The organism is Streptomyces bohaiensis (assembly GCF_012033785.1).
Classification (GTDB): domain Bacteria; phylum Actinomycetota; class Actinomycetes; order Streptomycetales; family Streptomycetaceae; genus Streptomyces; species Streptomyces bohaiensis.
In genome coordinates, this window is the sequence record NZ_JAAVJC010000003.1 from 41,038 (window position 1) to 66,228 (window position 25,191).

At 68.5% G+C, this 25,191-nt stretch carries 10 protein-coding genes and 3 pseudogenes; 5 read left to right on the forward strand and 8 right to left on the reverse strand.

Features of this window, described 5'->3' with window-relative positions; all coding sequences use genetic code 11:
- Window positions 1–504: 504 nt before the first annotated feature.
- Window positions 505–1,077, reverse strand: coding sequence for a suppressor of fused domain protein (locus HCN52_RS26050; RefSeq protein ID WP_168086416.1), 573 nt, complete (start codon window positions 1,075–1,077; stop codon window positions 505–507).
- A 656-nt stretch (window positions 1,078–1,733) separates the two neighbouring features.
- Window positions 1,734–2,291 carry a hypothetical protein gene (locus tag HCN52_RS01075; protein ID WP_168086391.1) on the reverse strand — a complete coding sequence of 186 codons (558 nt, stop codon included), beginning with the start codon at window positions 2,289–2,291 and terminating at the stop codon, window positions 1,734–1,736.
- Between the two features lie 201 nt (window positions 2,292–2,492).
- Here HCN52_RS01075 and HCN52_RS01080 point away from each other — a divergent pair, with 201 nt between their 5' ends.
- Window positions 2,493–3,257 (forward strand): IS5 family transposase, encoded by a 765-nt coding sequence (locus HCN52_RS01080; protein ID WP_168086417.1) that lies wholly within the window; start codon window positions 2,493–2,495, stop codon window positions 3,255–3,257.
- Window positions 3,258–3,704: 447 nt separating this feature from the next.
- On the opposite strand, the pseudogene HCN52_RS26500 reads toward HCN52_RS01080, so the two are convergent.
- Window positions 3,705–4,541, reverse strand: a pseudogene (locus HCN52_RS26500) (polymorphic toxin-type HINT domain-containing protein); the annotation flags it as partial.
- A gap of 1,356 nt (window positions 4,542–5,897) precedes the next feature.
- Between HCN52_RS26500 and HCN52_RS01090 the strand changes: the two are divergent.
- A pseudogene (locus HCN52_RS01090) lies at window positions 5,898–6,664 on the forward strand (transposase family protein).
- A 99-nt stretch (window positions 6,665–6,763) separates the two neighbouring features.
- Here HCN52_RS01090 and HCN52_RS01095 read toward each other — a convergent pair.
- Complete coding sequence (locus HCN52_RS01095) at window positions 6,764–7,219, reverse strand: hypothetical protein (RefSeq protein WP_168086419.1); 456 nt, start codon at window positions 7,217–7,219, stop codon at window positions 6,764–6,766.
- Between the two features lie 245 nt (window positions 7,220–7,464).
- Between HCN52_RS01095 and HCN52_RS01100 the strand changes: the two are divergent.
- Window positions 7,465–8,274, forward strand: a pseudogene (locus tag HCN52_RS01100) (IS5 family transposase).
- A gap of 8 nt (window positions 8,275–8,282) precedes the next feature.
- On the opposite strand, the gene HCN52_RS01105 reads toward HCN52_RS01100, so the two are convergent.
- From HCN52_RS01105 to HCN52_RS25110, 3 genes are read right to left on the reverse strand one after another with little or no spacing between them, the layout of a single operon-like run.
- Window positions 8,283–8,606: a hypothetical protein gene (locus tag HCN52_RS01105; protein ID WP_168086420.1), complete on the reverse strand. Its 324-nt coding sequence runs from the start codon at window positions 8,604–8,606 to the stop codon at window positions 8,283–8,285.
- A gap of 16 nt (window positions 8,607–8,622) precedes the next feature.
- Window positions 8,623–15,771 (reverse strand): ricin-type beta-trefoil lectin domain protein, encoded by a 7,149-nt coding sequence (locus tag HCN52_RS25840; protein ID WP_312876477.1) that lies wholly within the window; start codon window positions 15,769–15,771, stop codon window positions 8,623–8,625.
- A complete protein-coding gene (locus HCN52_RS25110; RefSeq protein WP_168086421.1) occupies window positions 15,723–16,733 on the reverse strand; it encodes a hypothetical protein in 1,011 nt (336 codons plus the stop codon). Before HCN52_RS25110 ends, HCN52_RS25840 begins: the two co-directional genes overlap by 49 nt.
- A 480-nt stretch (window positions 16,734–17,213) precedes the next feature.
- Between HCN52_RS25110 and HCN52_RS01120 the strand changes: the two genes are divergently transcribed.
- The gene (locus tag HCN52_RS01120) at window positions 17,214–20,579 is read left to right on the forward strand and encodes an FG-GAP-like repeat-containing protein (protein WP_168086422.1); all 3,366 of its coding nucleotides are present in this window, start codon (window positions 17,214–17,216) and stop codon (window positions 20,577–20,579) included.
- 105 nt (window positions 20,580–20,684) lie between these two features.
- Here HCN52_RS01120 and HCN52_RS01125 read toward each other — a convergent pair whose 3' ends face one another.
- Window positions 20,685–21,254 carry a hypothetical protein gene (locus HCN52_RS01125; protein ID WP_209314018.1) on the reverse strand — a complete coding sequence of 190 codons (570 nt, stop codon included), beginning with the start codon at window positions 21,252–21,254 and terminating at the stop codon, window positions 20,685–20,687.
- Between the two features lie 578 nt (window positions 21,255–21,832).
- On the opposite strand from HCN52_RS01125, the gene HCN52_RS01130 reads away from it, so the two are divergent.
- Window positions 21,833–25,159 carry a type ISP restriction/modification enzyme gene (locus HCN52_RS01130; RefSeq protein ID WP_245174776.1) on the forward strand — a complete coding sequence of 1,109 codons (3,327 nt, stop codon included), beginning with the start codon at window positions 21,833–21,835 and terminating at the stop codon, window positions 25,157–25,159.
- Window positions 25,160–25,191 lie beyond the last annotated feature (32 nt).

The window sequence follows — 25,191 nt, forward strand, 5'->3', positions numbered from 1 at the left end:
AATGTCCGCGCGTGAGAGCCAAGTGCTCGGCTGAGATTCCAGTACCGCCCCCCGAACGCCGCCTCGGGTCTGCTCCACGCGCAAGCAGATAAGCCGTGACATCTACATGAAGTGGTTCACCGCTTTGCTCATGCCCATCGATTTCGACGTCGATTGCATGATGCAGCAAGGTGTATCCATTCTGTTCCTGGTGGATATCAACTCCCCCGTCCAGGAGGTCGCGCAGACGGTGGAGATCCTCCATCTCCACCGCATGATGAGCAGTACACATGTCAGCCATTGAGAAAACCTCAGTTCATCCGGAAGGCTCACTCTCACCGTAACGGGCTCCTGTCAAGGATCTCCGGGAGATGGTCAAACTAGCGAAACGAGAGGGCCAAGAGGACACGCCTCTCGTCGTCAACCGACTCCTCCCCCCAAAGCGAACCGAGCAGACTCGCGAAGCTCGCCACATGAGGCAACTTCTGGGTCTCGCCCCCTCGCGTCAACTCCATCGAGACTGATTCATCGGACGGTCGAAACCCGCAACGGGTCAAGTAGGTCAACTCCCGAGTCTTCGAGTCGTTCCTCCAGCCGCTCAACACCTACCTGTTTAGCGAAATTTGCCTCTTTGACAGAGATCGGGATCAGCCAAAGATAAGTTATTCCCTTTCCACCCACCGTACAGACGGCCGACCGCGCGTCCAGACTATAAGGCCAGGACACAAGAAGATGACTCTTATCCGAATCTTCTGCCCACGGCCTCCCGATATTGAGCACGGATCCGTGAGTCAATCGGTGCCGTGGCGAGCTGTGATAGTGGGCGACCATCGCAAGCGTCTCCACATGACGCGGCGACTCCGCAGATGACATGATGAAGAATTCCCGCATCGGTTCTTCACCGACGTCGAAGGCACCGACTGAGAGATATAGATAACCATCGCCAGTCGACAGCGGCGCTACTCTCCTGACCGAGAAATACTGCAGCACCTCCTCGACCGGCCCGCGCACCCACCGGAAGTCGTCGTGGCGACGATCAGGCCAGCTACTCCTGACATGAGAGAGAAGCGCATCGCGTACCGCTTTCGAGTGCACCACTATCTCACCCCAAACAGACCGGCGATATTCCGATATATCCTCACCATAACAGCGCCTTCACTTTTTTAGCGCGAAAAGCCGACTATGCCATTGATGCCTACTTGCGCATGCGCGCGCTCTTCGTGATTCGGAGCCCGACTCAGCACAGAGGCTGCGCAAATATCACCCATGCCCGCCACTAGGGCTGGCCAGGCTCCCTGAGAACGGTCCGGCAGCCGAGATCCTCGCTAATGCCGGCTACTGGGACCTGGGAACCGAGACAGGTAAATGCGACATGACGCCGCCACGCCGCAAGCCCAAGACGAACGCTCCGGACCGGTACGAGGAGATGCACGAACGCCAGCGTACAGCGCGCTGCCCGCGGCGAATCCGCGTGGAGCACGGCATTGCGCACCTCAAGAACTGGCGGGCGCTGGCCCGTCATCTCGGCCGCGGAAAGCACGTCAGCGACACCGTGCGAGTCGTCACAGGTCTGTCGTCCCATCAACGGGCCGCGGACCTGATCCCGACACGGCAGGTGTGGCCGCCAAGCACCCGCTGAGGTCCTCGACGTCTCAGCGCCTACGGTGCACGAGCTGGTCAGCGCCGACGTCGACCAGACACGAAAGTACCGCAGTTCTTGCCACACGGATCAATCCCTCACCCCAGACCCACCTTCAAGAGTTCATTCGACCCAAGATTGCCGCCAGACGCTCTCGACTGAGCACTTGGTCATTTCTCCTTACTTCAAGAATCACACTGACATCAGCCAAGGAGGAAACTTGCCGCTGAACTTGGAACTCTTGAGCAAAGAACACAGCCTTCGGGAGATTCTGATCTAATTGCCCCATCGCAGTCAGGGAAACATGCGCACACTTGAGAGCATGCTCAATGTCCATGCTGCAGCGATACAGGGCAGCATATCGCATCACTAGCGCGGAATAGAACGAATAGATGCCACCTACTTCGACTCTCTCTTCTCCTGAGGGTTCAAACTCCCGAAATTCTTCCACGGCCGCCAAATAACGCTGAAAGTCTATCGACGAAGCTTCCACAGCCCAGAGATCTTCTACAAGCCGGACGGCCACGTCAACATCCATGCCCCGCGCGGGGTCGAGACCAGATAGTCCCGTAAAGATTTGTGCTGCCCGCTCTGCACAGCTCGCCACGAAGACCGAAGCCTCCGCTCGTGACTGCCTTCGGATGGCAGCCGCGACTACCTTGGCCACTACCATTCAAAGCTCCTTTGGCGCGTTGTTGTTCCACCGTTCCTCGGATACTCACTCGCGCCTTTATCACGCTCCTCCGCAAGGCCGGTCTCCACTGAGCCTTTGCCAACCTGGTCTCTGGGCTGGGCGGTTGGTTCGACACGTGAGTGAAGCCCCTGGTAGACGGGTTCACGACCAAGATCGCCCGATACCCACCAGAGGCTTCACGTGCTTGTCTACCCGTGCGGGCTGGACGTGTCCAGTCGGTCCCTGACCTTCCTCGCCGCTCGTCTGCGTGAGCATCGTCGTCGGATCGGAAGCCGTTGGCGCCGGCTCCCCGTCGGCCGTCAGGCGCTGCTGGTGTTGGCACATCTGCGTAACGGGACCACCTACGCCCAGCTCGCAGCAGGTTTCGAGGTCGGCACGCGTACCGTCTATCGGTACATCAACGAGGCCGTCGAGCTGCTGGCCGTACTCGCACCGACCCTCGACGAGGCAGTACGGACCGCTTCGAGGAAGGCCTACGTCCTGATCGACGGGACCCTGCTGCCGATCGACCGGATCGCCGCCGACCGGCCCTTCTACTCCGGCAAGCACAAGAAGCACGGGATGAACGTGCAGGTCCTCGCCGATCCCTTCGGCCGCCTGCTGTGGGCCTCACCAGCCCTGCCCGGCGCTGTCCACGACATCCGCGCGGCCCGCCAACACGGCATCGTCGACGCCCTCACCGAGGTCGGCATCGCGTGCTGGGCCGACAAGGGCTACCGAGGTGCCGCCGGCACGGTCCGCACCCCGTACTGGGAACGGTGGGAAACCCTCTCCGCAGGCCAGCAGGCGGTGAACCGGTCCCACGCGAAGATCCGAGCCCTCGTCGAACGGGCCGTCGCCACCCTCAAGTCCTGGCGACTCCTCCGGAAGCTGCGCTGCTCCACCACGCGCATCACCGGCCTCGTCCAAGCCGTCCTCGCCCTACATCTGGCCAGCTCAGCGTGAGGATGGCAAAGGCTCACTCTGTGAATTTCGGTGCCACACACACGACCGCGGTGGGGGCCGAGGTTTGACGCCGTTGCTGTCCCACGCCGATCCAGGTACTGCTACGCGTCTCTTTCTGCATCAGATATCGGCAGGTTGAAGAACCGATATACGGCTACTCGCTGACCTTCAACAGAAGTCACCTGCGACGGTTTCGCCGCTGCAAAGATGTCGACAATTTCCCTCTCTTTGGCGGACCGGGACAAGACTGCAGCAAAGCGACCATTATCCACCTGTTGCTGCATTCCCGATGGAAATACGTCTGCTCGCGCACCTTGACAGCAAAGCAGGAGGCCTTCTTTCTCTAGGTCAATTCGGGCACTCAGGAGGCACTTGAACAAATTCGACCCAGCGAAAGACTTCCAGTGTCCGCTTAAGAATTTCATTCTCAAGCCCGCCCCCTCTCCATTAAGGATCTCGAACGACACTGGAACGATCGAAGACCCCCTTCCCGCAGCTAGTATTTGAATCGACTCCATGCCTCACTCCCGATAGTTCGGATTCGGGATCCATTTTCTTGTTGTTTCGTGCCAACATCCACGTATGTGACACGAATCGATGGTACGCGGAACAGCTATCTCGGCCTCGTCTTCTCTTGTTCACGTCAATCCCTCCAGATACTCCTCTACGGTCGATCACGTAAGTGTGACCCTTACGGCTCAATGCGTGAGACTTCGAGGTAGTCGTCGACACGAATCCAGAGTCGGGCGTATATACCCCGGACACACCTGCCACGTGCTCTTCTAGATTCATATTATCCCCCTTGGGCGCAAATCCTTTATCGAAGATCTCGCCGGGATCCCGGGTATCGCTGCGGTAAACGTCCCCACAGTTGTGAACTAGAACCGGGGCTGCCCCCGCCAGCACATAGTACGTGTGGAGGTTGTTGACGGTGAGGTTGTGGACGGTTGCGGTGCTGGTGCGGTGGGTGAGTGCGGTGATCTGGACGTGGGTGCCGGCACTGGTGCGCAGCCATTGGCCAGGGCGGAGCTCCTCGGCGTCGGTCCACGCGTCGAGTTCGGGGACCCAGAAGGGATGTCCACCGGTGGCGGTGATGACTTCCCGGTCACCGTCGTCGGTCTCGACCGTGATATCGACCAGCAGCTTCTCACCGTTGCCGAGGATCTCGGCAGTCACGGTCTCGGCTCGGGTCTCGCCCGTCTCGGGATCGGTCGCCATCACGCGGTCGCCGACGTGGACGTCCTTGGTCGGTTTCGACGAGTCGTCCGCCATCAGGACCTTGGTCAGAAGATCCGCGTGGTGAAGTGCAGGTTCAAGATGCTGCAGTAGCGGTCGGAGGTCATCGACGGTTGCCTAGCAGGTGCCAGCCTGGCCCTGTCGGGGTGATTGTCATAGCCGAGCTCGGTCAATACCCGGTCAGCGCCGGCAAGGTCCGCACCGTCCGGTTCGCCTCGGCCTGGTCCTCATCGGTCCCGGGTTGTCCGCGTTAGCCAGAGCAAGCGAGCCGAACCTGCCCACACAGCAGACGATCCGGGCCCCGCACACAGTCACCTCCCCGGGCGCGGTGACGCGTCCGTACTCGCTGGACTCCTGGGCGTCCGGCTCGACCACTTTGCGAGTGGGTAAATCGCCTTCGGGTCGGTCCACCAATGCGCCGAAGGGGGCCGCAGTCCCGCCACGGCCGTAGCCCTGCGACCACTCCAGCCACCCCGGGTCAAGGCCAGCAGGTCCGCTTCGCTCTCGGCCCTGCGCGCATCCTGGCACCATCTCAAGTCACCACGACGCTCCCCGTCCCCCACCATCACTCATAAGGGCCCTGTAGCGCATACTGTATTGCGTGAAACCTCTCGCCCCCACGGACAGCCCGGGCCTCCTCCGATTTCTGCGGAGGTGGAATGGCGCCCCGAAATCACCCAACGCGAGACTACAGGAACCATCTGATGCACCTAGGGAGCTTGTCGAGTGGCATGAAATCTCTGCCAAGTGGGGCGGGGAGATAACTTCACACAACTATGCCATCCCTCTCGCGCAACTCACGGCGGAGGACGGAATGATCCCGTTCTGGGTTGAGAACCAAGGAACTTGGGTTTGGGCATTCGATCCGACTAGTAAAAATTCCTCCGTGTACGAGCGCGAGCCGTCCGACCGACCTGCCCGGTGGCAACGGACTGGCGAGCGGCTCTCAGATTTCTTGATTCACGCCACGATCATGGAAACCATCCTGGGGGGCTCCTGCTACGAAGGTCGCGCGAGGAGTCCGGGCCGATTGGCTCTGGCATCGGGAGGGAAGCCATGAGCTTCCTCTCCCTGCGTGGAACTGGCCGGCCCGCGGTTCGCGCATCCTCTTTGGCGACAGCTGTTTGACTCTCGTTCACCCGAGTGACGGCCCCGGCGCAGGACATGACATCACCCTCGCAGCGAGGACGCCGGGCGATCTCTCCTGGGCCGAGAATGTTCCAGGAGTAAAGTGGCGTTCTTACTCGGGCATTCAAGACTGCACGACCGATGAACCACTGCCCTGGTAGATAGTGAGCTGATTCCAACCTGCCTGGCGGGTAGTGCGGTTGGGCTGACAACGTGGTGAAGCCCCTGGTAGACGGGTTCACGACCAAGAGTCCCTCGCCCCACCAGAGGCTTCGTGTGCTTGTCTACCCGTCTGGGCTGGACGTGTCCAGCTCTGCCCTGCGCCTGCTGTCGACCGAACTCCGCCGACGCCGGGTGGTGATCGGAACCCGCTGGCGACGCCTGAACACGGGGCGCCAGGCCCTGCTCACTCTCGCTCACCTCCGCAACGGCCACACCTATGCCCAGCTCGCGGCCGGGTTCGGCATCGGAACCACGACCGCCTACCGGTACATCGCCGAGGCCGTAGAGGTCCTGGCCGCTCTCGCTCCGAGCCTCGCCGAGGCGGCACGGACTGCCTCGGCAAAGGCGTTCGTGCTACTGGACGGGACACTCCTGCCGACCGACCGCATCGCCGCCGACCGGCCCTTCTACTCCGGAAAGCACAAGAAACACGGGATGAACGCGCAGGTCCTCGCCGATCCCTTCGGCCGACTGCTGCGGGTCTCCCGAGCCCTGCCCGGCGCTGTCCACAACATCCGCGCGGCTCGCCAACACGGCATCGTCGACACCCTCACCGAGGCAGGCAGCGCGTGCTGGGCCGACAAGGGACACCGAGGCGCCAGCGACACAGTCCGCACCCCGACTGGGGACGATGGGACACCCTCTCCGCAGGCCAGCAAGCGGTGAACCGGTCCCACGCGAAGATCCCCGCACTCGTCGAACAGGCCGTCGCCACCCTCAAGTCCTGGCGACTCCTCCGCAAGCTCCGCTGCTCCACCACCCGCATCACCGCCCTCGTACAGGCCGTCCTCACCCTGCATCTGGCCAGCTCAACAGCATGATGGAAAAGGCTTACGGCCAACCCGAGGAAAGGTATACATGCGGAGTTAAGAATCGTCGCGAAGCTAGATCATCTGCCACTAGATCCATCCATAGATCACTCAGATCTTTTCGAGCTTGTGCCTGCGCACCTGACCGCTGACGACGGTTCCCAAGGCCTCGGGGTCACTCGCCTTGGCCAATAGACCCTCCATCCATGCGTCCACAGAGACCCAGTCGAGAGGAAGTCTAGCCTTTGGCCATCTGGCAGCGAGGTCCCCGGCCAGCGCGATGCCATCTTCAACTAGGTCACCTCTTCCAGCTGCCGCAGCGATGAGGATACCGTCCTCCATCTCTAGTACAGCCGGAGGAAGCCCCTTTTCCTGGCGAGTCGAACAGGCAGTATGATATTCCTTCACGATCTCGTCCAGCGAAGGCGGCTCGCTGAGGGAAAGTCGGCACTGCGAGTTCAGGGCGCTGACTGCGTTCCGGATCTCGTCTGCGTGACGAGAAAAGAGCACCGTCTCCGGCTGCCCCGAGGATCGCTCTAGGCGGTGCCCCAAGGTCAGCGAGATCACGGGAAACTCCCGGGTCAGCGCATGCAAGTGCGCGGTCGGGGTATACCCGTCTCCATTTGTCGAGCGGTCAAGGCAAATACCCTGAAGCACCGGCCCGATCCGCCGCAGTAGATGCATCGGGCGCCACACGTAAAACTCAGTGAATGCTGAAGCCCAGTCCGAAGTTACACGCCGCGCCGTAGCGGGATTCGACTTACAGGTTGTCTCACGTGGTGGTGTTGGGAGCTGCGGCATGATGTCTCTTCGTGAGTGTCGATCTGTCGCAGCGGCTGGTTCCTGACGGTCTGTGGGAACTGGTTGCCCCGTTGCTGCCGTCGTTCAACTCTCGTCCGCAGGGCGGTGGGACGGCGCCGCTGGACGAGCGCGCCGTGTTCGCGGCTGTGGTCTACGTGCTGACCAGTGGGTGTGCCTGGCGGTATCTGCCGGAGACGTTCGGGGTGTCGCCCGCTACGGCACACCGGCGGTTCACCGCGTGGACCGAGGCGGGACTGTGACGCCGGTTGCACCGGGCGGTCCTGGACGAACTTGGCGCCCGGGGTGAGATCGACTGGACCTCGGCGATCGTGGACGCCGCGTCGGTGCGAGCGAAAAGGGGGGCTCGCTGACCGGTCCGAACCCGGTCGATCGCGGCAAGAAGGGCAGCAAGCTGCACGTGTTGTCCGGCCTTCCGCTCGCCGTGGCCGTGTCCGGCGCGAACATGCACGACGGCCTCGCCCTCAAGCCGCTGATCCGCAGGATACCCGCCATCCGCTCCAGGCGCGGACCTCGTCGGCGCCGCCCGGTCAAGCTCCGGGCCGACAAGGCGTACTTCTCTGCTGACCACCTCTCCTGGCTGCGTGAACGGGGACTTGTCCCGCGCATCGCCAGGCCGGGAATCGAGTCCGGCGAACGTCTCGGCCGGCGCCGGTGGAAGATAGAGAGATCGATCGCCTAGCTCTTCGGCTACCGACGGCTCACGGTCCGATACGAGCGAAAAGGGCTCCCACTTTCTCGCCTTCCTCGGCCTGGCCGCCCCGCTGACCTGCTACAAGAAACTCACGAAACTCACCAAGTGAGACAACCTCTAAATCGGCTCTCCCGCTACTCCACTGAACCCGACAAGGCCGCTCTTCTTCGCCCTGTCAAGAATATCCGGGAGATAGTCAAGTTGGTGAACCGAGAGAGTCAAAAGGACGTACTTCTCCTCGTCGCCTGGCTCTTCTTCCAAGTCGAATCGAGACGGCTCAAGAACATCTTCCAGATCCGGCCACCTGGTCAGCAAACCCTCTCGGAAACGCATAACGTCGGAACTCGCGAAGAGATCGCTGGTATCGCCCTCAGCAAGGCCGTCGAAGACATCTTCAGGCTTCCCAGTCGAGCGCTTCCAGAAGGCGAAGTCGCTACTCACAATCTACCCTCTCAGGCTAGGGGTTACAGATTGGACACTTTGTATCACGCCGGACGACCGAGGTTTCGAACCCGTACGTCTGTGCTAGCCACTGATCCTTCCTCCGTTGACTCCTCGTGTAATTCGATCTGTTCACCTTCACCTCATATAGGTGAAGGTTTCCGTCTGGGTTCCGTACCGCGATATCGATCTGGCGCCTGCCGTAAGGCGTCCACAAGTCAAGTCCATTCCCATAACTCTCGCTATAGATATCAGACTTTTCGTAGAACTTCTCAAACGTCTCCGTCATTTCGTCGACACCGGCAGCCCCGCGGGCTTTGTCATGCTTGCGAATGCCGCAGTTGCTGTTGTGAACGAGTACCGGCGCCTCGCCCGCCAGCACATAGTACGTGTGGAGGTTGTTGACGGTGAGGTTGTGGACGGTTGCGGTGGTGGTGCGGTGGGTGAGTGCGGTGACCTGAACGTGGGTGCCCGCGCTGGTGCGGAGCCATTGGCCGGGGCGGAGCTCTTCGGCGTCGGTCCATGCGTCGAGCTCGGGGACCCAGAAGGGATGTCCACCGGTGGCGGTGATGACCTCCCGGTCACCGTCGTCGGTCTCGACCGTGATATCGACCAGCAGCTTCTCACCGTTGCCGAGGATCTCGGCGGTCACGGTCTCGGCTCGGGTCTCGCCCGTCTCGGGATCGGTCGCCATCACGCGGTCGCCGACCTGGACGTCCTCGATCGGTTTCGAGGAGCCGTCAGCCATCAGGACGTGAGTGCCGGGAACGAAGCTGTTGCACGGAGGCTCGCCACTCGCCTCCACCTTGCCTGCGCCGGCGTTGCCGGAGTTACCACCGCCGCCTGCGCGTGAGCCGGCGCCGGTGCTGCCGGCGGGGCGGCTGGCCGATGCCTTGCTGGCGCCACCCGAACTGCCGCCTCGGCTCGCACCTCCGCCCCCGCCGCCGCTGGTGCGTGGTGGTGGTGCGGTGGTGGCTTTCGGGTTGGATCGGCCGGCGGCCTTCTTCTGGACCGGGTTGCCGGTCTTCTTCTTGGCCGTCGTCGCCCTGTTGCTGACCGTGTTCTTCTTCGCGGCGGCCTTCGCCCGCTTCAGTTGGGCCGCGGCGCGGGCGCGCGCCGCGTTCAGCTTCTTCACCCGCAGTGCCCGCGACTCGGCGAGCCTGGCGCGGTTCAGGATCGCCCCCGCGCCGGCCTTGGCCTTCCGCCAGGCGCTGATCGCCGAGACACTTCGATTGATGGCCCGTGCCACGGACGCGACCTTGAACAGCTTGGTCCACGGGATCGCGTTGAGGATGACCGCGCCGCAGCCCCACAGGTCGCCGTTGAAGCAGCGGACGGCGTCGTTGATGCCGATGAATTCCTTCAGCACCGACCAGGCCGCGCCCATGATCACGGACTGCAGGCTCTTGTTCTGTGCGGCCCGCGCACCCGCCACCTGCGACGCGGTCAGCCCCGCGGCGGCGAGCGCCGCCGTGCGCTCCGCGCCGGTCAGGCTGATGGCCAGACCGGTCGGGTCGGCGTGGGTGACGGGGTTGTTGTGGGCGTAGGCGTAGCCGTTGGCCTGCAGCGGGTCGGCGATGTCGAGCACCGGGTCCAGGGAGAGGAACCGTCCGATCGCCGGGTCGTAGGTGCGCGCGCCGAGCTGGACGTAGCCGGTGGCGTCGTCGCGTGTCGCGCCGAGGAACCCCAGGTGGGTGCGGAGGTTGGGCGAGGTGGTGGACGCGGCGCGGACGCCGCCGAACGGGTCCTGTTTCCGTACCCGGACCTGCATGCCCGCCTGCATCGCCGTCTCGGTGTACGGCGTGCCCTGGTGGTCGCTGGTCAGGGCGACGAGTCGGGATGCCCCGGTGCCGTCCGCGTAGCGCATGACGGCGCCGCCGGGGCCGTCATAGGTGCGCTGGGTGCTGACCAGGGTGCCGCCGCGCAGCACCGTCACCTCGGCCTCGCCGAGGTTCAGCACGGCCTGGCGGTCCTGGAGGGTCAGGACGCGCCCGCCGTCGGGGCCGTAGACGTACCGCACCTCGCCCTGCGGGTACCACTGCTGGGCGGTGGCGGCGGCGTCACAGGTGGCGAGGACGACGGGGGTGCTGTTGGCGGTCTGGCCGCCGGAGACGGCGGCGCAGAGCCCGCTGTCGTGGTGGACGAGCTGTCCGCCGGCGGTGCGCTGCCACAGCTGGTCGGCGGTGTCGTCGCAGGGCTGGACCTCGACGGCCGCGCCGCGGGTGCCGGCGGCGGGGTGGAGGCAGTGGTCGACGACGGTGAGGGTGCCGAGGTCGGCGTCGCTCTGGCTGGGCGCCGGGGTGAAGGTGAACTTCTGGGCGGCGGTGGCGTTGCAGCCGTACAGCTGGACGGCCTGGCCGGGTTCCGGTATCGCGGACCGCAGGTCGAGGCACTTGTCGCCCGGTCCGAGGTAGGGGACGGCGCCACTGCTGCCCGGTCCGGAGACGCGGTCGATGTCGCCCTCTGGGGTCCAGGACAGGGTCTGGGTGTCGCCGCCGTCGGAGACGGTGGTGGTGTTGCCCGCGGCGTCGTAGGTGCGCTGGGAGACGGCCTTGATCAGCGCGCCCTGCGCGGTCCGGAAGTTGGACTCGACGGAGGTGAGGGCGCGGCCGGTGGCGCCGCCCTCCCCGTAGCGGTAGCTGGTGACGGCGTCGCCGGCGGTGTCGCCGTCGAGGTCGTGGCGGGTGAGTTCGGTGCGGTTGCCGAGGGTGTCGTAGCGGTAGGAGTGCCAGTAGCCGGAGAGGTCGCGGCCCTTGGCGACGTTGCTGGTGCCGTCGGGGTAGTGGGGCGCGGCGCCGCTCTGACCGGGTGCGGTGCAGGAGGTCTGCTCGCCTGAGGTCCAGGCTTCGGTGAGCTGGCCCAGCGGGTCGTAGGTGAAGCACTGGCGTTCGGCGAGGTTGCCGGCGTGTTCGCGGATGGCGGTGACGTTGCCGGCGGGGTCGTAGCGGTAGGAGCGGTGGGAGGCGAGGAAGCCGGGGACGAGGCCGGCGTCGTCGCGCTGTTCGCGGTAGGTGCGCTGCTCGCGCAGTTCGCCGGTGGCCTCGTCGTAGTCGGCGGTGGCCCACACCCGGTAGGGGTGGGCGCCCAGTGCGGAGCGCAGCACGTGGCCGTAGGGCGAGTAGATGGTCTCGCTGGCGTACCAGTCGGAGCCGGAGACGGTCAGCGGCAGCCCGTCGGCGGTGTAGCGGACGAGGAGCTTCTCCGCCTTGAGGCCGCCGATGGCGGGGAGTTGGGTGGAGCGCAGCAGTCCGGTGTCGGTGTACTCGTAGCCGTAGGTGTAGCTCTCGGCGAGCCCCCAGTGGCGGGCGATCTCCGCGGGGAGGGTGAGGGTGGAGGAGGTCGGCTGATAGTCGGGGGTGTAGCCGCCGACGGACATGCCGTAGGGCAGGCCGTCGGTGTAGCGGGTGGCGGTGGCGGGGAGGCCGATGCCGCCGGGTGCGGTGTCGTAGGTGTAGGTGCCGAGGAGTTCGCCGGTGGAGCTGTCGAGGCGGGTACCGAGCGGCCGTGACAGGCGGTCGTAGCCGGTCCACAGGGTGACGCCGCGGGCGTCGGTGCTGGTGACGGGCCGGTCGAGGTGGTCGTAGGTGTAGCGGGCGGTGCCGGCGTCGGGGTCGGTGGCGGCGGTGAGCCGGCCGCGCTGGTCGTAGCTCCAGCTCCAGGCGTTGCCCTCGGTGTCGGTGGCGCGGGTCAGCGCCCCGGTCTCGTCGTACTCGTAGCGGCTGCTGACGTACTCGGTGCGGGCGGTGTCGGTGAAGGTGTCGACCCGGACGGTGCGGCCGAGGGCGTCGTCGTAGACGCGGTAGGAGGCGGCGCCGTCGGGGTTAATGACGGTGGCGTGGTCGGGGCCGTAGCTGTAGCGGACGGCCTTGGCGGGGTCCTCCTCGCCGTTGAGGACGGGCATCTCGGTGAGGACCCGGCCGACGGAGTCGTAGGTGTAGCGGGTGGCGTTGGGGACGACGGTGTCGGGGGTGAAGAGGGTGGTGGAGGGCGCCCCTTCGGCGTGGTACGCGTTGCGGGACTCGCGGATCTCGCCGGAGGGGTTGGTGAGGGTGTCGGTGATCAGGCGCCCGCCGCCGACGGCGAGTTCCTGGGTCTGGCGTTCGCGTCCGAGACCGTCGTAGAGGGTGGTGCTGACGCGGACGGTGTCGTTGTGTCCGCGGTGGCGGGTGGTGACGGCCGGGGGTTTGCCGGCGGTGATGTGGTAGGTGACGCGGAGGTCGGGGACCGCCGCGGCGGAGGGAGTGCGGCCGACGCCCCAGGCCTCGACGAGGCGGCCGAGGGGGTCGTAGACGGAGCTGGAGGTGTGGCCGTTGGCGTCGGTGACCCTGATCCCGGCGGCGCGGCCGGGTTCGATCTGGGTGGTCTGCTGGTGGCCGAGGGTGTTGGTCTCGGTGAGGCGGTACGCCTGGCCGGTGGCCGGGGTGTAGGTGAGGGTGCCGGTGTTGCCGTCGGGGTCGGTCATGGAGACCACGCGGCCGTGGTTGTCGAAGGCGCTGGTGCCGTCGTTCTGGAAGCCGGAGCCGTCGGCCTTCAGGGACCAGGACTGGCTGGCGAGCCCCTTGGTGGGGGCGGTGCCGTAGCCGTTGCCGTCGTAGCCGACGCGGGCGCCGTCGGTGAGGGTGGTGAGGTCGGCGAAGTCGGCGTCCGCGCAGGTCGTCGGGGAGGTCAGGGCCTGGCGGGTGAGGCCGATGACGTGGGCCGACGCGACGTGGTGGTATTCGAGCCGGGTGCAGGACTCGTCGCCGGTGCGGCCGGTGTCGCCGAGGGACTCCACGCGGGTGGGCAGGCCGTGGGTCGTCTCGTAGGTGGTGTTGGTGCGCAGGGTGCGCAGGGTCCGCTTGTCGTCGCCGGTTCCGGAGGAGCGGGTCCAGCTCGTCTCGGTGGGTTCGGTGACGCGCCAGGCGCGCAGCGGGGTGAGGCCGTCGCCGCGGTCGCGCTGCGCGAGACGGGTCGCCTCGGGGACGGTGACGCTGCGGGTCAGCCAGCGGCCGGCGGGAGCGTCGTGCGCGTCGTAGCTGAGTTCCTCGGCGATGCGGCCCGCGAACGCCTCGCGGTCGGGGGCGATGGCGTTGCCCTCGATGTCGCGGACGGTGACGTCGTCGCCGCGGCCCTGGAAGTAGCGGGTGACGGCCTTGCTGCGGCGGGCGCCGGTCAGTTCGTCCTCGACGCCGGAGTAGACGGTGGTGAGGTCGAAGCCGCCGAAGTCGGAGTAGGTGCGGCGGGTCTTCTTGCTGAACTCCTGCTGGGTGAGGCGCCAGGCGGGGGTGCCGTACTCGTACTCCGTCAGCACCGGGTACGAGCCGTCGACGGCGGGGAGTTCCTCGACCGCGGTGACGACGTACTTGTGGAACCAGTCCAGGTCGTCGGACTCGGGGTCGGGGTGCCAGTGGACCGGGTAGCACAGCTGCTTGTTGGCCTGGGGTGTCGGCAGGTTCTCCCCGGCGGCGCACGGCCCGGTGGGGGTGGAGTAGGTGACGACGCTCTCGCCGCCGTACTCGTTGATGACGCGGCCGACGCGCAGCCGGTCGAACCCGGGCCGGGGGTCGCGCGGGCCGCGCACCACGCGGTTGGGCATGGCGTCGACGTTGGGCTCGAACCGGACGGGCGCGAGGGAGGTGCTGGTGGTGCCGTTGACGGCGAAGCCGGTGCGGGTGATCGACTCCAGCCACAGCGCGGTGTTGGCGCCGGTGCGCAGCAGCGGGAACGACTGGGTGAACCGGTAGCGGTCGACGTTCTGCCGTGCGGTGCTGCCCTCCTGGCGCTGGGCGGAGGTGGTGACGGTGGCGAGGCGCTTGCGGCTGAAGAACGCGGGCGACCCGTTCCAGCAGGTGGTGTTGGGCTTGCAGTGGAGGCTGGCCGGGGTGTCGTACCAGATGCGGTAGCGACCCGGGTCGCCGGAGGTGAAGGCGTCGTCGGTGCAGGTGGCGGAGCCCTCGGCGAAGCAGCGCTCGGCGACGGTGAAGGTGACGCGGGCGAGGGCGTCGGAGGAGTAGACGCTGTCGGCGCGCTGGCCGTAGTCGATGTGCCGGAGGTGACCGCCGCGGTGGTAGGCGACCGGCTTCCGGTAGTCGAGGTTCTTGGCGTAGTGGTTGGTCTCGCGGGCCCACCACAGCGACATGGCGTTGCCGTGGACGTCCTCGACGTAGTCGAGGGACCAGCGCCACGCCTGGTCGCAGAACGATCCGGCGAAGTCGCCGGCCTTGTAGCAGGGTTCGCCCGGGTGGTTGCCGGCGACGGGGACGGTCAGCACGGACTGGGTCTCGGGGCGCCCGGAGGTCCATCCGGGCAGGCGGTTGCGGCCGAACCAGTAGCGGGTGCCGTCGGTGGTGGTGACGCGCCAGTACTCGCCGTCGGCGTCGCCGTTGCCGAGGGCGGTGTCCGTGAGGAGTTCGACCTTGGAGTTGTCGCCGCCGGAGGTGGTCCAGACGCCGGTGGTGTCGTCGCGGACGAGCTCGGTGGTGGTGCCGCCGAGGCTGAGGGTGGCGTTGTGGGAGCCCCAGCAGAGGTCGCCCGTCTTGCGCGAGGAGTTGTTGGCGCCGGACTTCTCGGCGTCCTGGGTGCAGGAGACGTAGGTGCGGGTGACGGAGCCGGCGTTGTAGTCCCAACCGTCGCCGATCCAGGACGACTGGTTGTTGGAGGCGCTGGTACGGCCGTCGACGGACTGCGAGGAGTAGCCGAAGCCGACCGAGGGGGTGAGGCCGCCGGGCGCCTCGGGGAGCTCCAGGGGGTAGGTGTAGGTGAACGCGCCGGAGGAGGAGCCCGCGGCCCAGGAGCCGGCGGAGAGCAGCGGCGTGGCGTTGAAGTCGCCGTCGGCGGAGGAGCCGGTGTCGAGGACGCCGACGACCCGCGGCGCCGCCGCGGCGGTGGACTGGGCGGGGAACGCGGTGTGGACGGCGCCGGAGGCGGTGGCGGGTGCCGCGGTGTTGGCGTCGGTGCCGGTGTCGGTGCTGGAGTCGCTGCCGGTGTCGCCGTTGCCGGCGCGGGTCGACGGGGTTGCTTCGGGGAGCAGTTCGCCGACGGGGACGGTGCCGGAGAGGTGGTAGGCGCGCGGCGGGATGCCGAGTTCGGCGGGGGTCTTCCGGGCCGCCAGCCCCGGCACCGTGGCGAGGGCGCGCGTCAGCTCGGTACGGATAAGGGCGCCGGCGGTGCGGTGGACGTCGGCCACGACGGCGCGGGCGCCGCGCGGCGTGACGGGTGCGGCGACGCGGAGGGCGCCGGTGGCGACGGCCGTGGTGTCGTCGGCGCCGGCGGCCGGCTGGCCGGGGTGGCGTCCGCCTCGGAAGTGCTGTCCTGGGGAGTGCTGTCGGCGGGGGCACTCTCGGCGGTCTCGCTGTCGCCTGGTGCGCTGTCGCCCGGCTCCCCGTCGGCGGGGCCGCGCTCGGCCGCCTCCTCGGCCGCTCGGCGCGCGGCGCCTGCGGGCTCCGACTGGTCGGTGTGACCGGCGAGTTGCTGCGGCTCGGACTCGCAGTCCTCGGCGGTGGGGTCGGTCATGACGCAGGCAGGCAGCAGCGCGAGGCCGAACCGGTCGGCGGCCTCCGGGCCGTAGAGGTCGGCGAAGCCGGTGGCGTCGAGCCCGAGGGCGACCTCGGCGTCCGGGTCGGCGGAGGCGGGCGGCACCAGGGACATGACGAGTCCGGAGAGCCCGGCCTGGCGGGAGACGTCCGGCCCGGCGAGGTCGACCGTCCATTCGCCGGCCAGGGAGGCCGCCTGGTCCTCGTCGGCGCCCTCGGGGATGCCGAGTTCGACGGGGAGGTCGCCGACCGGGACCAGGGTGCCGGGGGCGGCGCCGGTGAGGTCGACGGTGGCGGCCCCCGCGTTCCACGGGGTGGTGGCGGTGGGCAGGTACTCGGCCTCGACGGTCTCGTCCGCCGTGGTGAGTCCGGTCTCGGCCGACCCGTCGGGGGCGATCGGCTCGGCCTCGGGGAGGTCGGGCAGCTCGACGGAGGAGCGCGACATGCCGTCGCCCGGGATCGCCCACGCCTGCGCGCCCAGCACGGTCATCGACATGACCATCGCCATCAGCAGCACGGTCACCGCGCGGCTGCGCCGCAGCCAGCGGAGGGCAACCGGTCCGAGTGGACGGCGGCTTCCCTCCGTCCACGGCACGGCTATGTCGTAACCACTCATCCGGGCGGCACCCATCCCACAACTCGGCTGGATCAACAGGCAGCACTGAGCACCGTGTTGGTCCGCGAGCAGGCCGAACTGCCGTGGCAGGCCGCGTGGTCGGGAACACAGCGCGGCGTCACCTTGCATCAGTCCGCCATGAAATGCACATGACGGAGAGTCATCGCATTACAAGTCGCGCACAGTTTTCACATGCGCGTTTCCAGGCAACCGCAGACACACCAAGACGATCTTGAAAGGTGCGACCTATCGGACCTTCGCCGCGCATTCCCCTGCCATAGCCGGATTTGGCATCTGATTCCGCCTGTCACCCACAGTTCCGGTCACCGTTCATAACGATCCCGAGTCGCTTATAACGCTGGACAGCACCCGGGACAGGCGTGCGATTGTTTCCGCGCCCCTGGGTGACCGGCCATGCACAGGGGGCATGTCGCGCTGCCCGCGCGGCTTCTCGGTCCTCCGCCACGGGAGTACTCCGCTGTGAACCCGCTCCGCCCCCTGCACGTCCTGACGCGCACCCGCGCCCGGCTGGCCTGCACCCTCGGACTGGTCCTGGGCGTGCTGCTCCTCGGACTGCTGCCGCTGACCCCGTGGGGCGGACGGGGTCAGTCCTCGGCGGCCGACGCCGCGCACGGCGGCGGAAGCGGGGCGGCGGAGCCGGCCGGTGAGACGCAACGGCCGCTGGACGCCGCCGACGCCATGGAGCTGGCGCGCGAGCGCGACGAACCCGTCGTCGTCGACGCCGAGACCACCGACACCAGCCTCACCCACGCCCTGCCGGACGGGCAGTACCGCACCGAGATCGCCGCGCTGCCGCAACGGGCCCGCACCGAGGACGGCGACTGGGCCGACATCGACACCACTCTCCGCCGCACCGAGAGAGGCATCCAGCCGGTCAACTCCCCCACGCCGCTGGTGTTCTCGCCCGGCAGCGCGGGCACGGGCGACGACGGTGAGGCGCCGGAAGCCGCCGACCGCGACTCCGACGGCGACCGGGGCTCACGCGGTGTGCTCCGCCCGCACGCGGCGCTGCTGCCCGCCGCCCGCACCACCGACACCGCCGAGGACGAGATCCCGGAGGAGGACCGCGACAACGAGGCGGAGGACGGTGGACCCGGCGACCCCGCCGCCGGCGAACCGCACCCGGGCCACACCGTCCTCGCCGAGATCGGCTACGGCGAGCACACCGTCACCTACAGCTGGCCCGGGACGCTCCCCGAGCCGGTCCTCGACGGCCCGCGCGCGCTCTACCCCGACGTGGTGCCCGGTGTCGACCTGCTCCTCGTCGCCCGCGAGGAGGGCGGCTTCGGACAGCTCCTCATCGTCAAGTCCGCGCAGGCCGCCGCCGACGCCCGCTCCGGCGACCGGCTCGACCTGACCGCGATCACCTACGGCCTCTCCTCCCCCACCGCCGTCTTCCGCCACGACGAGACCACCGGCGGCGTCCACATCCTCGACCCGGACGGCGAGGAGATCGGCGCCGTCCCCACCCCCACCGGCTGGGACTCCGGCGGCCTGGAGCCGACCGACCCGACCGACCCCGACGCCCCCGCGCCGCCCGAGCCGCGCACCGCGACCGCCACCCCGCAGCAGGTGCTGCGGCTGACCGGACTCACCGGCATCGAACCCGGCGCCGCGCACGCGCCGATACCCACCCGGCTCGACGGCGACGACACCTCCCGCGCCCTGCTGCGCCTGGACGCCGCGGCCACCGGCCTCTTCGACACCGGCGCCGACGTGAGCTACCCGGTCTTCCTCGACCCCACCCTCAACGGCGGCGTGCACTCCTGGACGATCGCCTACAAGCCGAGCCCCAACACCAGCTTCTTCAACGGCACCAACTACAACAACGGCACCTCCGAGGCCCGCGTCGGGTACGAGTCGCAGACCCGCGGCCTGGCCCGGTCGTTCTGGCGCATGAACTTCAACAAGAACCTGTCGGGCGCCACCATCTCCAGCGCGACGTTCCGCGTCCGGAACACCCACTCCTGGTCGTGCGAGACCCGGCAGTTCCAGCTGTGGCTCACCGGCGCCATCTCCTCCACCACGACATGGAACAAGCAGCCGGAGTGGCGCACCCACCAGCAGAACCGGTCGTTCGCCCACGGCTACAGCTCCAGCTGCCCCAACGAGTACGTGGCCTACAACATCCGCAACGGCGCGCAGCAGGCCGCCGACGCCGGCTGGGCCACCCTCACCCTCGGGATGCGGGCCACGACCGAGACCTCCACCTGGACGTGGCGCAAGTTCCAGGCCAACAGCGCGCAGATCACCGTCACCTACAACCGCAAGCCGAACGAGCCGACCCGCGGCACGAGCACCCCCGGCGGCGCCTGCTCCACCACCGCAGGCCAGGTGAAGGTCTCCAAGGTCGACGTGGTCCTGGCCGCCAACGCGACCGACCCGGACGGCAACCTGCGTCACCTGTACTTCCGCATGTGGCCGTCCGGCAACAGCGCCAACAAGATCGTGGACCGTCGCGTCACCGTCAACTCGGCCGGCCGCGGCTCCGTCACCGTCCTCGCCTCGCAACTCGTCGACGGCACGACCTACTCGTGGGACGTCCGGGCGGAGGACACCGAGGGCGCCGTCTCCACCTACTTCCCACCGGGGACCGCCGCCTGCCGCATCACCGTCGACGCCTCCGCGCCGCCCGCACCGGAACTCAGCAGCCCCCAGGTCGAGGACACCCCCTGGGACTCCGGCCAGTGGGCCGACATCCGCTACGGCACCCCCGTGCAGTTCACCCTCGACGTCAAGGGCAACAAGGACACGGTCCGCGTCGGCTACGCCTTCAACGGCGTCGGCTACACCAACGTGACCCTGCCCAAGCCCGGTGACAGCCTCACCGTCACCCTCAACCCGCCCAACGCCGGGCCGGTCGCCTTCCACGCGTACGCCTACGACGCCGTCGGCAACCGCAGCGAACGCGCCGAGCTCCTCTTCTACCTGCCGCCCCGCGACGAGGCCGACGGCCCCGGCGACATCAACGGCGACGGTCACCCCGACCTGCTCGGCATCAACGCCGCCGGCGAACTCCGCAGCTACGCCGGGGAGAAGGGCGGCCAGGTCTTCTCACCGGTCCGCGCGTCGTACTCCTCCGACGGCACCATCAGCCCGCCGGGCCACTTCTACGACCCGGCGACGGACACGGTCGCGCTGATCTCCAAGCACTCCGACGTCTACCCCGGTGACGGCCTCACCGACCTGTTCGTCCGCACCCCCGACAACGGCTTCTGGGTCTACCCCGGCGACGGCTACGGCAGTTTCAACGTCGACGACCGGATCAGGGTCCTGCTGCCGGACAACGCGCCCGCCCCTTCCACCTGGCGCCAGATCAAGGCGGTCGGCGACGTCACCGGCGACGGCCTGCCCGACCTGTTCCTCCGCGCCGGCACCTCGTTCTGGGTGCTCACCGGCTACACCGGCGCCAGCTTCCAGGAGGCGCGGCGGCTGACCGTCAACTCCTGGGACAGCCGGGAGATCGTCAACATCGCCGACATCGACCTCGACGGCACGCCGGACCTGGTCTGGCGCAACACCACCAACGGCAACCTCTATGTCCGCCACGGCCTCCCCGGCGAGGTCCGCGGCAGCGTCGACCTCACCTCGCTGATGACGGCGGCACGCTCCCGCGACGGCGACATCCGCCACGCCACCGGCTGGTCGGCCGCGGCCCGCCCGCTCCTCGTCGGCATCCCCGACACCAGCGGCGACCGCCGGGCGGACATCTGGGCGCTCGACGCCACCGGCGAGGTGCGGATCTACCACCCCACCGCGACCGGCATCGGCGACCCCGTCGCCACCGTCCGCACCGGCTGGGGCCGCGTCCGCGCCCTGGGCTGACCGGGCCTGCCGGACCGCGTCGGGCCCGCCGGGCGCGGTCCGAGCAGTCCGTCGCGGGCCGAGCAGTCCGTCACGGGCCGAGCAGTTCGGTGCGGTCCGGCGCGATCAGGCGCGTGTGACGGTGACCAGCGCGGGGGCCCGGATGCCCAGCCGGGCGCTGACGTCGGCGATCACCTCACTCAGCCAACCGATCGCGTCGGTCGTCCACTCGGAGAGATGTCCCCGCATCCGTACGCCGTCGGAGGCCGGGCCGTTCCAGAACCGGTCGTCGAAGGGAGGCGGCCTGAGAGCTTCCGGGCCGACGACGTCGAGGCCACGACAGTCGAACACCGGTCGGGCGACACGGGCGACATCGTCGGCGAGCGCCCGGGCGCTGCCGGTGACGGCACGGTCGCGGCCGCCGGTGACGGTGACCTCCACCGGAGTCGCTGTGCGGGGGTCGCACGCGGGGAACCACTCCGTGGTCCGTGCCGCCGGCACCGGCGCGTACGGCGGGCGCGCCACGCCGACCAGCCCCTGGACGGGGAGGAGGACCTGGATCGCGGCGAGGTCCACGACCCCGGCGCGTGCCGTCGCGCTCTCGGCGCAGTGCAGCAACGGCTGCACGGGCAGCGGCCGGTCGTCCGCCACCGCGGTGGCCTCGACCTGGAACCAGGAGATCAGGTCGGTGTCCACGGCACCGAGCGGATGGCCCCACCCGGCGTCGTTCGTACTCCACAGGCCGGGAGCGCGCGCCATCCCGGCCTCCGATCCGCCGCCGGCCGACCGGTCGTCGAGCCACCCCATCGCGACCGACCGCTGGTGGAACAGCGCATGGGCGTCGAGCTGTGGCCTGGGGTCAACCCGCCGGTGGGGTACCAGAGTTCCGTGAAGAGCGGCGAACAGGGTGCCGCCGCTCCGTCGCGCCGCCGGCACGACACCCGGTTGTGCAGGGAAACGGCGTTCGGGCACGGTCACCACGCTCTCGTCTCTCGGTGGAGGGCGGCCGGGGCGTGTTTCCTCGGTGAGCCGGCCGCGGGCTGTTGTACCTCTACCCGCCCCATCGAGCGCCCGACCGGCTGCGGACGAACTCACGCGCCGAGCCCCCGGGAGGCGACCGGTCCCGCAACGCCTCCGGGACCCGCCACACGTCCGCACCGGCATCGCGACCACAGTGGAAAGCAAGCCGTCGCCGGGGCCTCACGAGCGGAGACACGCACCGCGCGGGGCGGCTGCACGCCGTCTTCACAGCACTGCGCGCGGTAGCTAACCTGATGCGCGAAGTCACCGATGTCTGGGGGAAGATGTCCGGTTCGACGCATGCCTGGTTGCTCACCGCGGTCGCCCGGTTCGGCCGGGAGTCCCAACAGAAACTGTCGGGCGGGGGCAGCCCCGAGGCGTCGATCCGCGGCCCGCTGGAGAACCTGCTGCGGACGGTGGGCGAGCACCACCAGCAGCACGACGTCACCTGGCACGACGAGTACTCCCTGCCCGACCGGGGCGTCCGCCTCGACTACGCGGTGTGTGCCGCCGGCCGGCTGACCGGGTACATCGAGCTGAAGCGCCCCGGGCTCTCGATCGACCCGTCGTCGTTCGGCGCCGCCAACCGGCGGCAGTGGGAACGGCTCCGCGACCTGCCCAACCTGCTGTACAGCAACGGCAGCGACTGGTGCCTCTACCAGAACGGCCACGCGGTGGCCGAGGCCCGGTTCACGGGCGGACTGTCCACGGCGGGGGCGAAGCTCGCGCCGGCCGACCCGGACGCCTTCGACGCACTGCTGAAGCGGTTCCTGCTGTGGCGCCCGGTGCCCCTGACCAACGTGGCGCGGCTCGTCCAGCTGGTGGCGCCCCTGTGCCGGCTGCTGCGCGCCGCTGTCCTGGAGCAGCTCACGGCGGAGGCGAAGTCCTCCGCTCCGCGCGACGACGTCCGGGCCCGCCCCTTCACCGGGCTCCGCAACGACTGGCGGCGCATCCTCTTCCCCACGGCGAGCAACGCGACGTTCGCCGACGGCTACGCGCAGACCGTCACCTTCGCCCTGCTGCTCGCCCGCGCGGAAGGACTGCTGACGGCGGACAGCCCCCTGCACGAGGTGGCCCGGCGCCTGGACGCGGGGCACGCGCTGATGGGCCGCGCGCTGGACCTGCTCACCGGCCACGTCGGCGACCGCTTCACGGTCAGCCTCGACCTGTTGAAGCGCACGGTGGCGCAGGTCGACTGGCCCGCGATCGAGTACGGCAACAAGGACGCCTACCTCCACCTGTACGAGCGGTTCCTCGACGTCTACGACCCGGCGTTGCGGCAGCAGAGCGGCTCGTACTACACCCCGCGCGAGGTCGTGCGCGAGATGGTTCGCCTCACCGACGAGGTGCTGGCGACCCGGCTCGGCCACCCCGAGGGCCTGGCGTCGGACGCCGTCCGGATCGTCGATCCCGCGATGGGGACCGGCACCTTCCTGCATGCCGCGATCGAGCGCGTCGCCGACCGGGCCGAGGAGCGCCACGGTCCCGCCATGCGGCCGGACGCCGCCGGCCGCCTGGCTGGCAGGCTGCACGGCCTGGAGATCCAGATGGGCCCGTACGCCGTCGCCGAACTGCGGACCACCACGCTGCTCAAACGGTACGGCGCGGCGGTGCCGGACACGGGTCTGCACCTCTATGTGTCGGACACGCTGGAGAGTCCGCACACCGAGGCGGACTTCCTTCCCTCCACCTACGCCGCGATCTCCGAGCTGCGGCGCCGCGCCAACCGCCTCAAGGCGGACGTGCCGGTGACCGTCGTCATCGGCAACCCGCCGTACGACGACAAGGCGGAGGATCGGGGCGGCTGGGTCGAGAAGCGCGCCGACCGCGACGACACACCGCTGCTGGACGACTTCCGGCTGGCCGGCAACGGCAGGTACGAGCACGTCCTGAAGAACATGTACGTGTACTTCTGGCGCTGGGCCGCCTGGAAGGTGTTCGACGCGCACCCCGACGACCGGCACGGCGTGGTCTGCTTCATCACCCCCTCGGGCTGGGCCACCGGCCCCGGCGGCCGGGGCATGCGCCAGTACCTGCGGCGCACCTGCGACGAGGGCTGGATCATCAACCTCAGCCCGGAGGGCCAGCGGGCCAACGTCGGCACCCGCGTCTTCCCCGGCGTCGCACAGCCGCTCTCCGTCTTCCTCATGGTGCGCCGCGCGGGCACCGTCCGCGGCCCGGACCACCGGGCGACGCTGCACTACCGGTCGCTGGAGGGTCGGCGGGCGGAGAAGTTCGCGCAGCTGGGCGCGGTACGGCTCGACGACGACGGCTGGCGCCCCGTCCGGGACGGCGCCACCCAACCCCTCACCCCGCGAACGGCCTCGGGGTGGGACGACTACCCGGCGCTGGGCGACCTCTTCCCCTGGGGCAGCCTCGGGGTGACCGCCAACCGGGCGTGGGTGAGCGCCCCGAGCGCGGAGACGCTGCGCCGACGCTGGCGGCGCCTCCTCGCCGAGCCCGATCCGGCCGAGCGGGCGGTGTTGTTCAAGGACACCGACAGTCGATCAGCGCGAGAGCTGAGAGCGACCTCCTCAGCCGAAGCCGATGCTTCGGAGACCGAAAGCTGCCCCGAGCCGATGCGCTATGCGCTGCGCAGTCTCGACCGGCAATGGCTGCTACCGGACGTTCGGCTGCTCGACCGGCCCCGGGCCGACCTCTGGGCGGGCTGCCGCAAGGACCAGCTGTTCCTCAACCAGCAGTCCTCGCACGCGATCGAGTCCGGCCCCGCCGTCGTCACCACACACCTGATCCCTGATACCGACCACTTCAACGGCCGCGGCGGCCGGGTGATGCCGCTCTACCACCCCGACGGCTCCGCCAACGTGGCGCCCGGGCTGCTGCGTCACCTCGCCGGCGTCCTGGCGCTGCCGCACGTCACAGCGGCCGAGCTCGCGGCGTACGTGGTCGCGGTCGCCGGACACGACGGGTTCACCGACCTGTTCCGCGAGGACCTGCTCACCCCCGGCGTGCGCATCCCTCTCACCCGCAGCACCGAGCTGTGGCGGCGGGCGATCGAGATCGGGAGCGAGGTGCTCTGGGCCTCGACGTACGGCGAACGGTTCGCTGACGCGGACGCGGGGCGCCCCGCCCGCGATGTCCGCTTCGCCACCGGCGACCCCCGGCAGGTGCGGTACGACGCACACATCGGCGCGGCCGTGCCGAACCGCCTCACCCACGCCCCGGAGTCGGAAGAGCTCCACGTCGGGCCGGGCCGCCTCGGGCCGGTGACGGCGGCGATGTGGGAGTACGACGTCGGCGGAATGCGCGTCCTGCGGAAGTGGTTCGGCTACCGCAAGGCCGAGCCGAGCAGCAAGCGTTCCAGCCCGCTGGACGACATCCACGTCGAGAGCTGGCCGGAGGAGTGGACGGGTGAGCTGATCGAACTGCTCTCGGTGCTGCGCCGGTTGACCGACCTGGCCCCGCGCCAACAGGACCTGCTGAGGGACATCCTGGCGGCGCCGGTGGTCGCCGAGAGCGACCTGGTCACGGCCGAGGTGCTCCCGGCGGGGAAGGCCGCCGCGCGGGCACGCCACCCCGCGCCCGACGCGTTGTTCACCATGGGCCCCGACGGCGCCTGAGCCTCTGGTGACGGACGACGGTGCCCCGCCGA

Excerpts from the sequence above, each read along its gene's own strand:
- HCN52_RS01130 (WP_245174776.1), top strand. The coding sequence starts at position 21,833 with ATGCGCGAAGTCACCGATGTCTGGGGGAAGATGTCCGGTTCGACGCAT.
- HCN52_RS01075 (WP_168086391.1), bottom strand. The coding sequence starts at position 2,291 with ATGGTAGTGGCCAAGGTAGTCGCGGCTGCCATCCGAAGGCAGTCACGA.
- HCN52_RS25110 (WP_168086421.1), bottom strand. The coding sequence starts at position 16,733 with ATGAGTGGTTACGACATAGCCGTGCCGTGGACGGAGGGAAGCCGCCGT.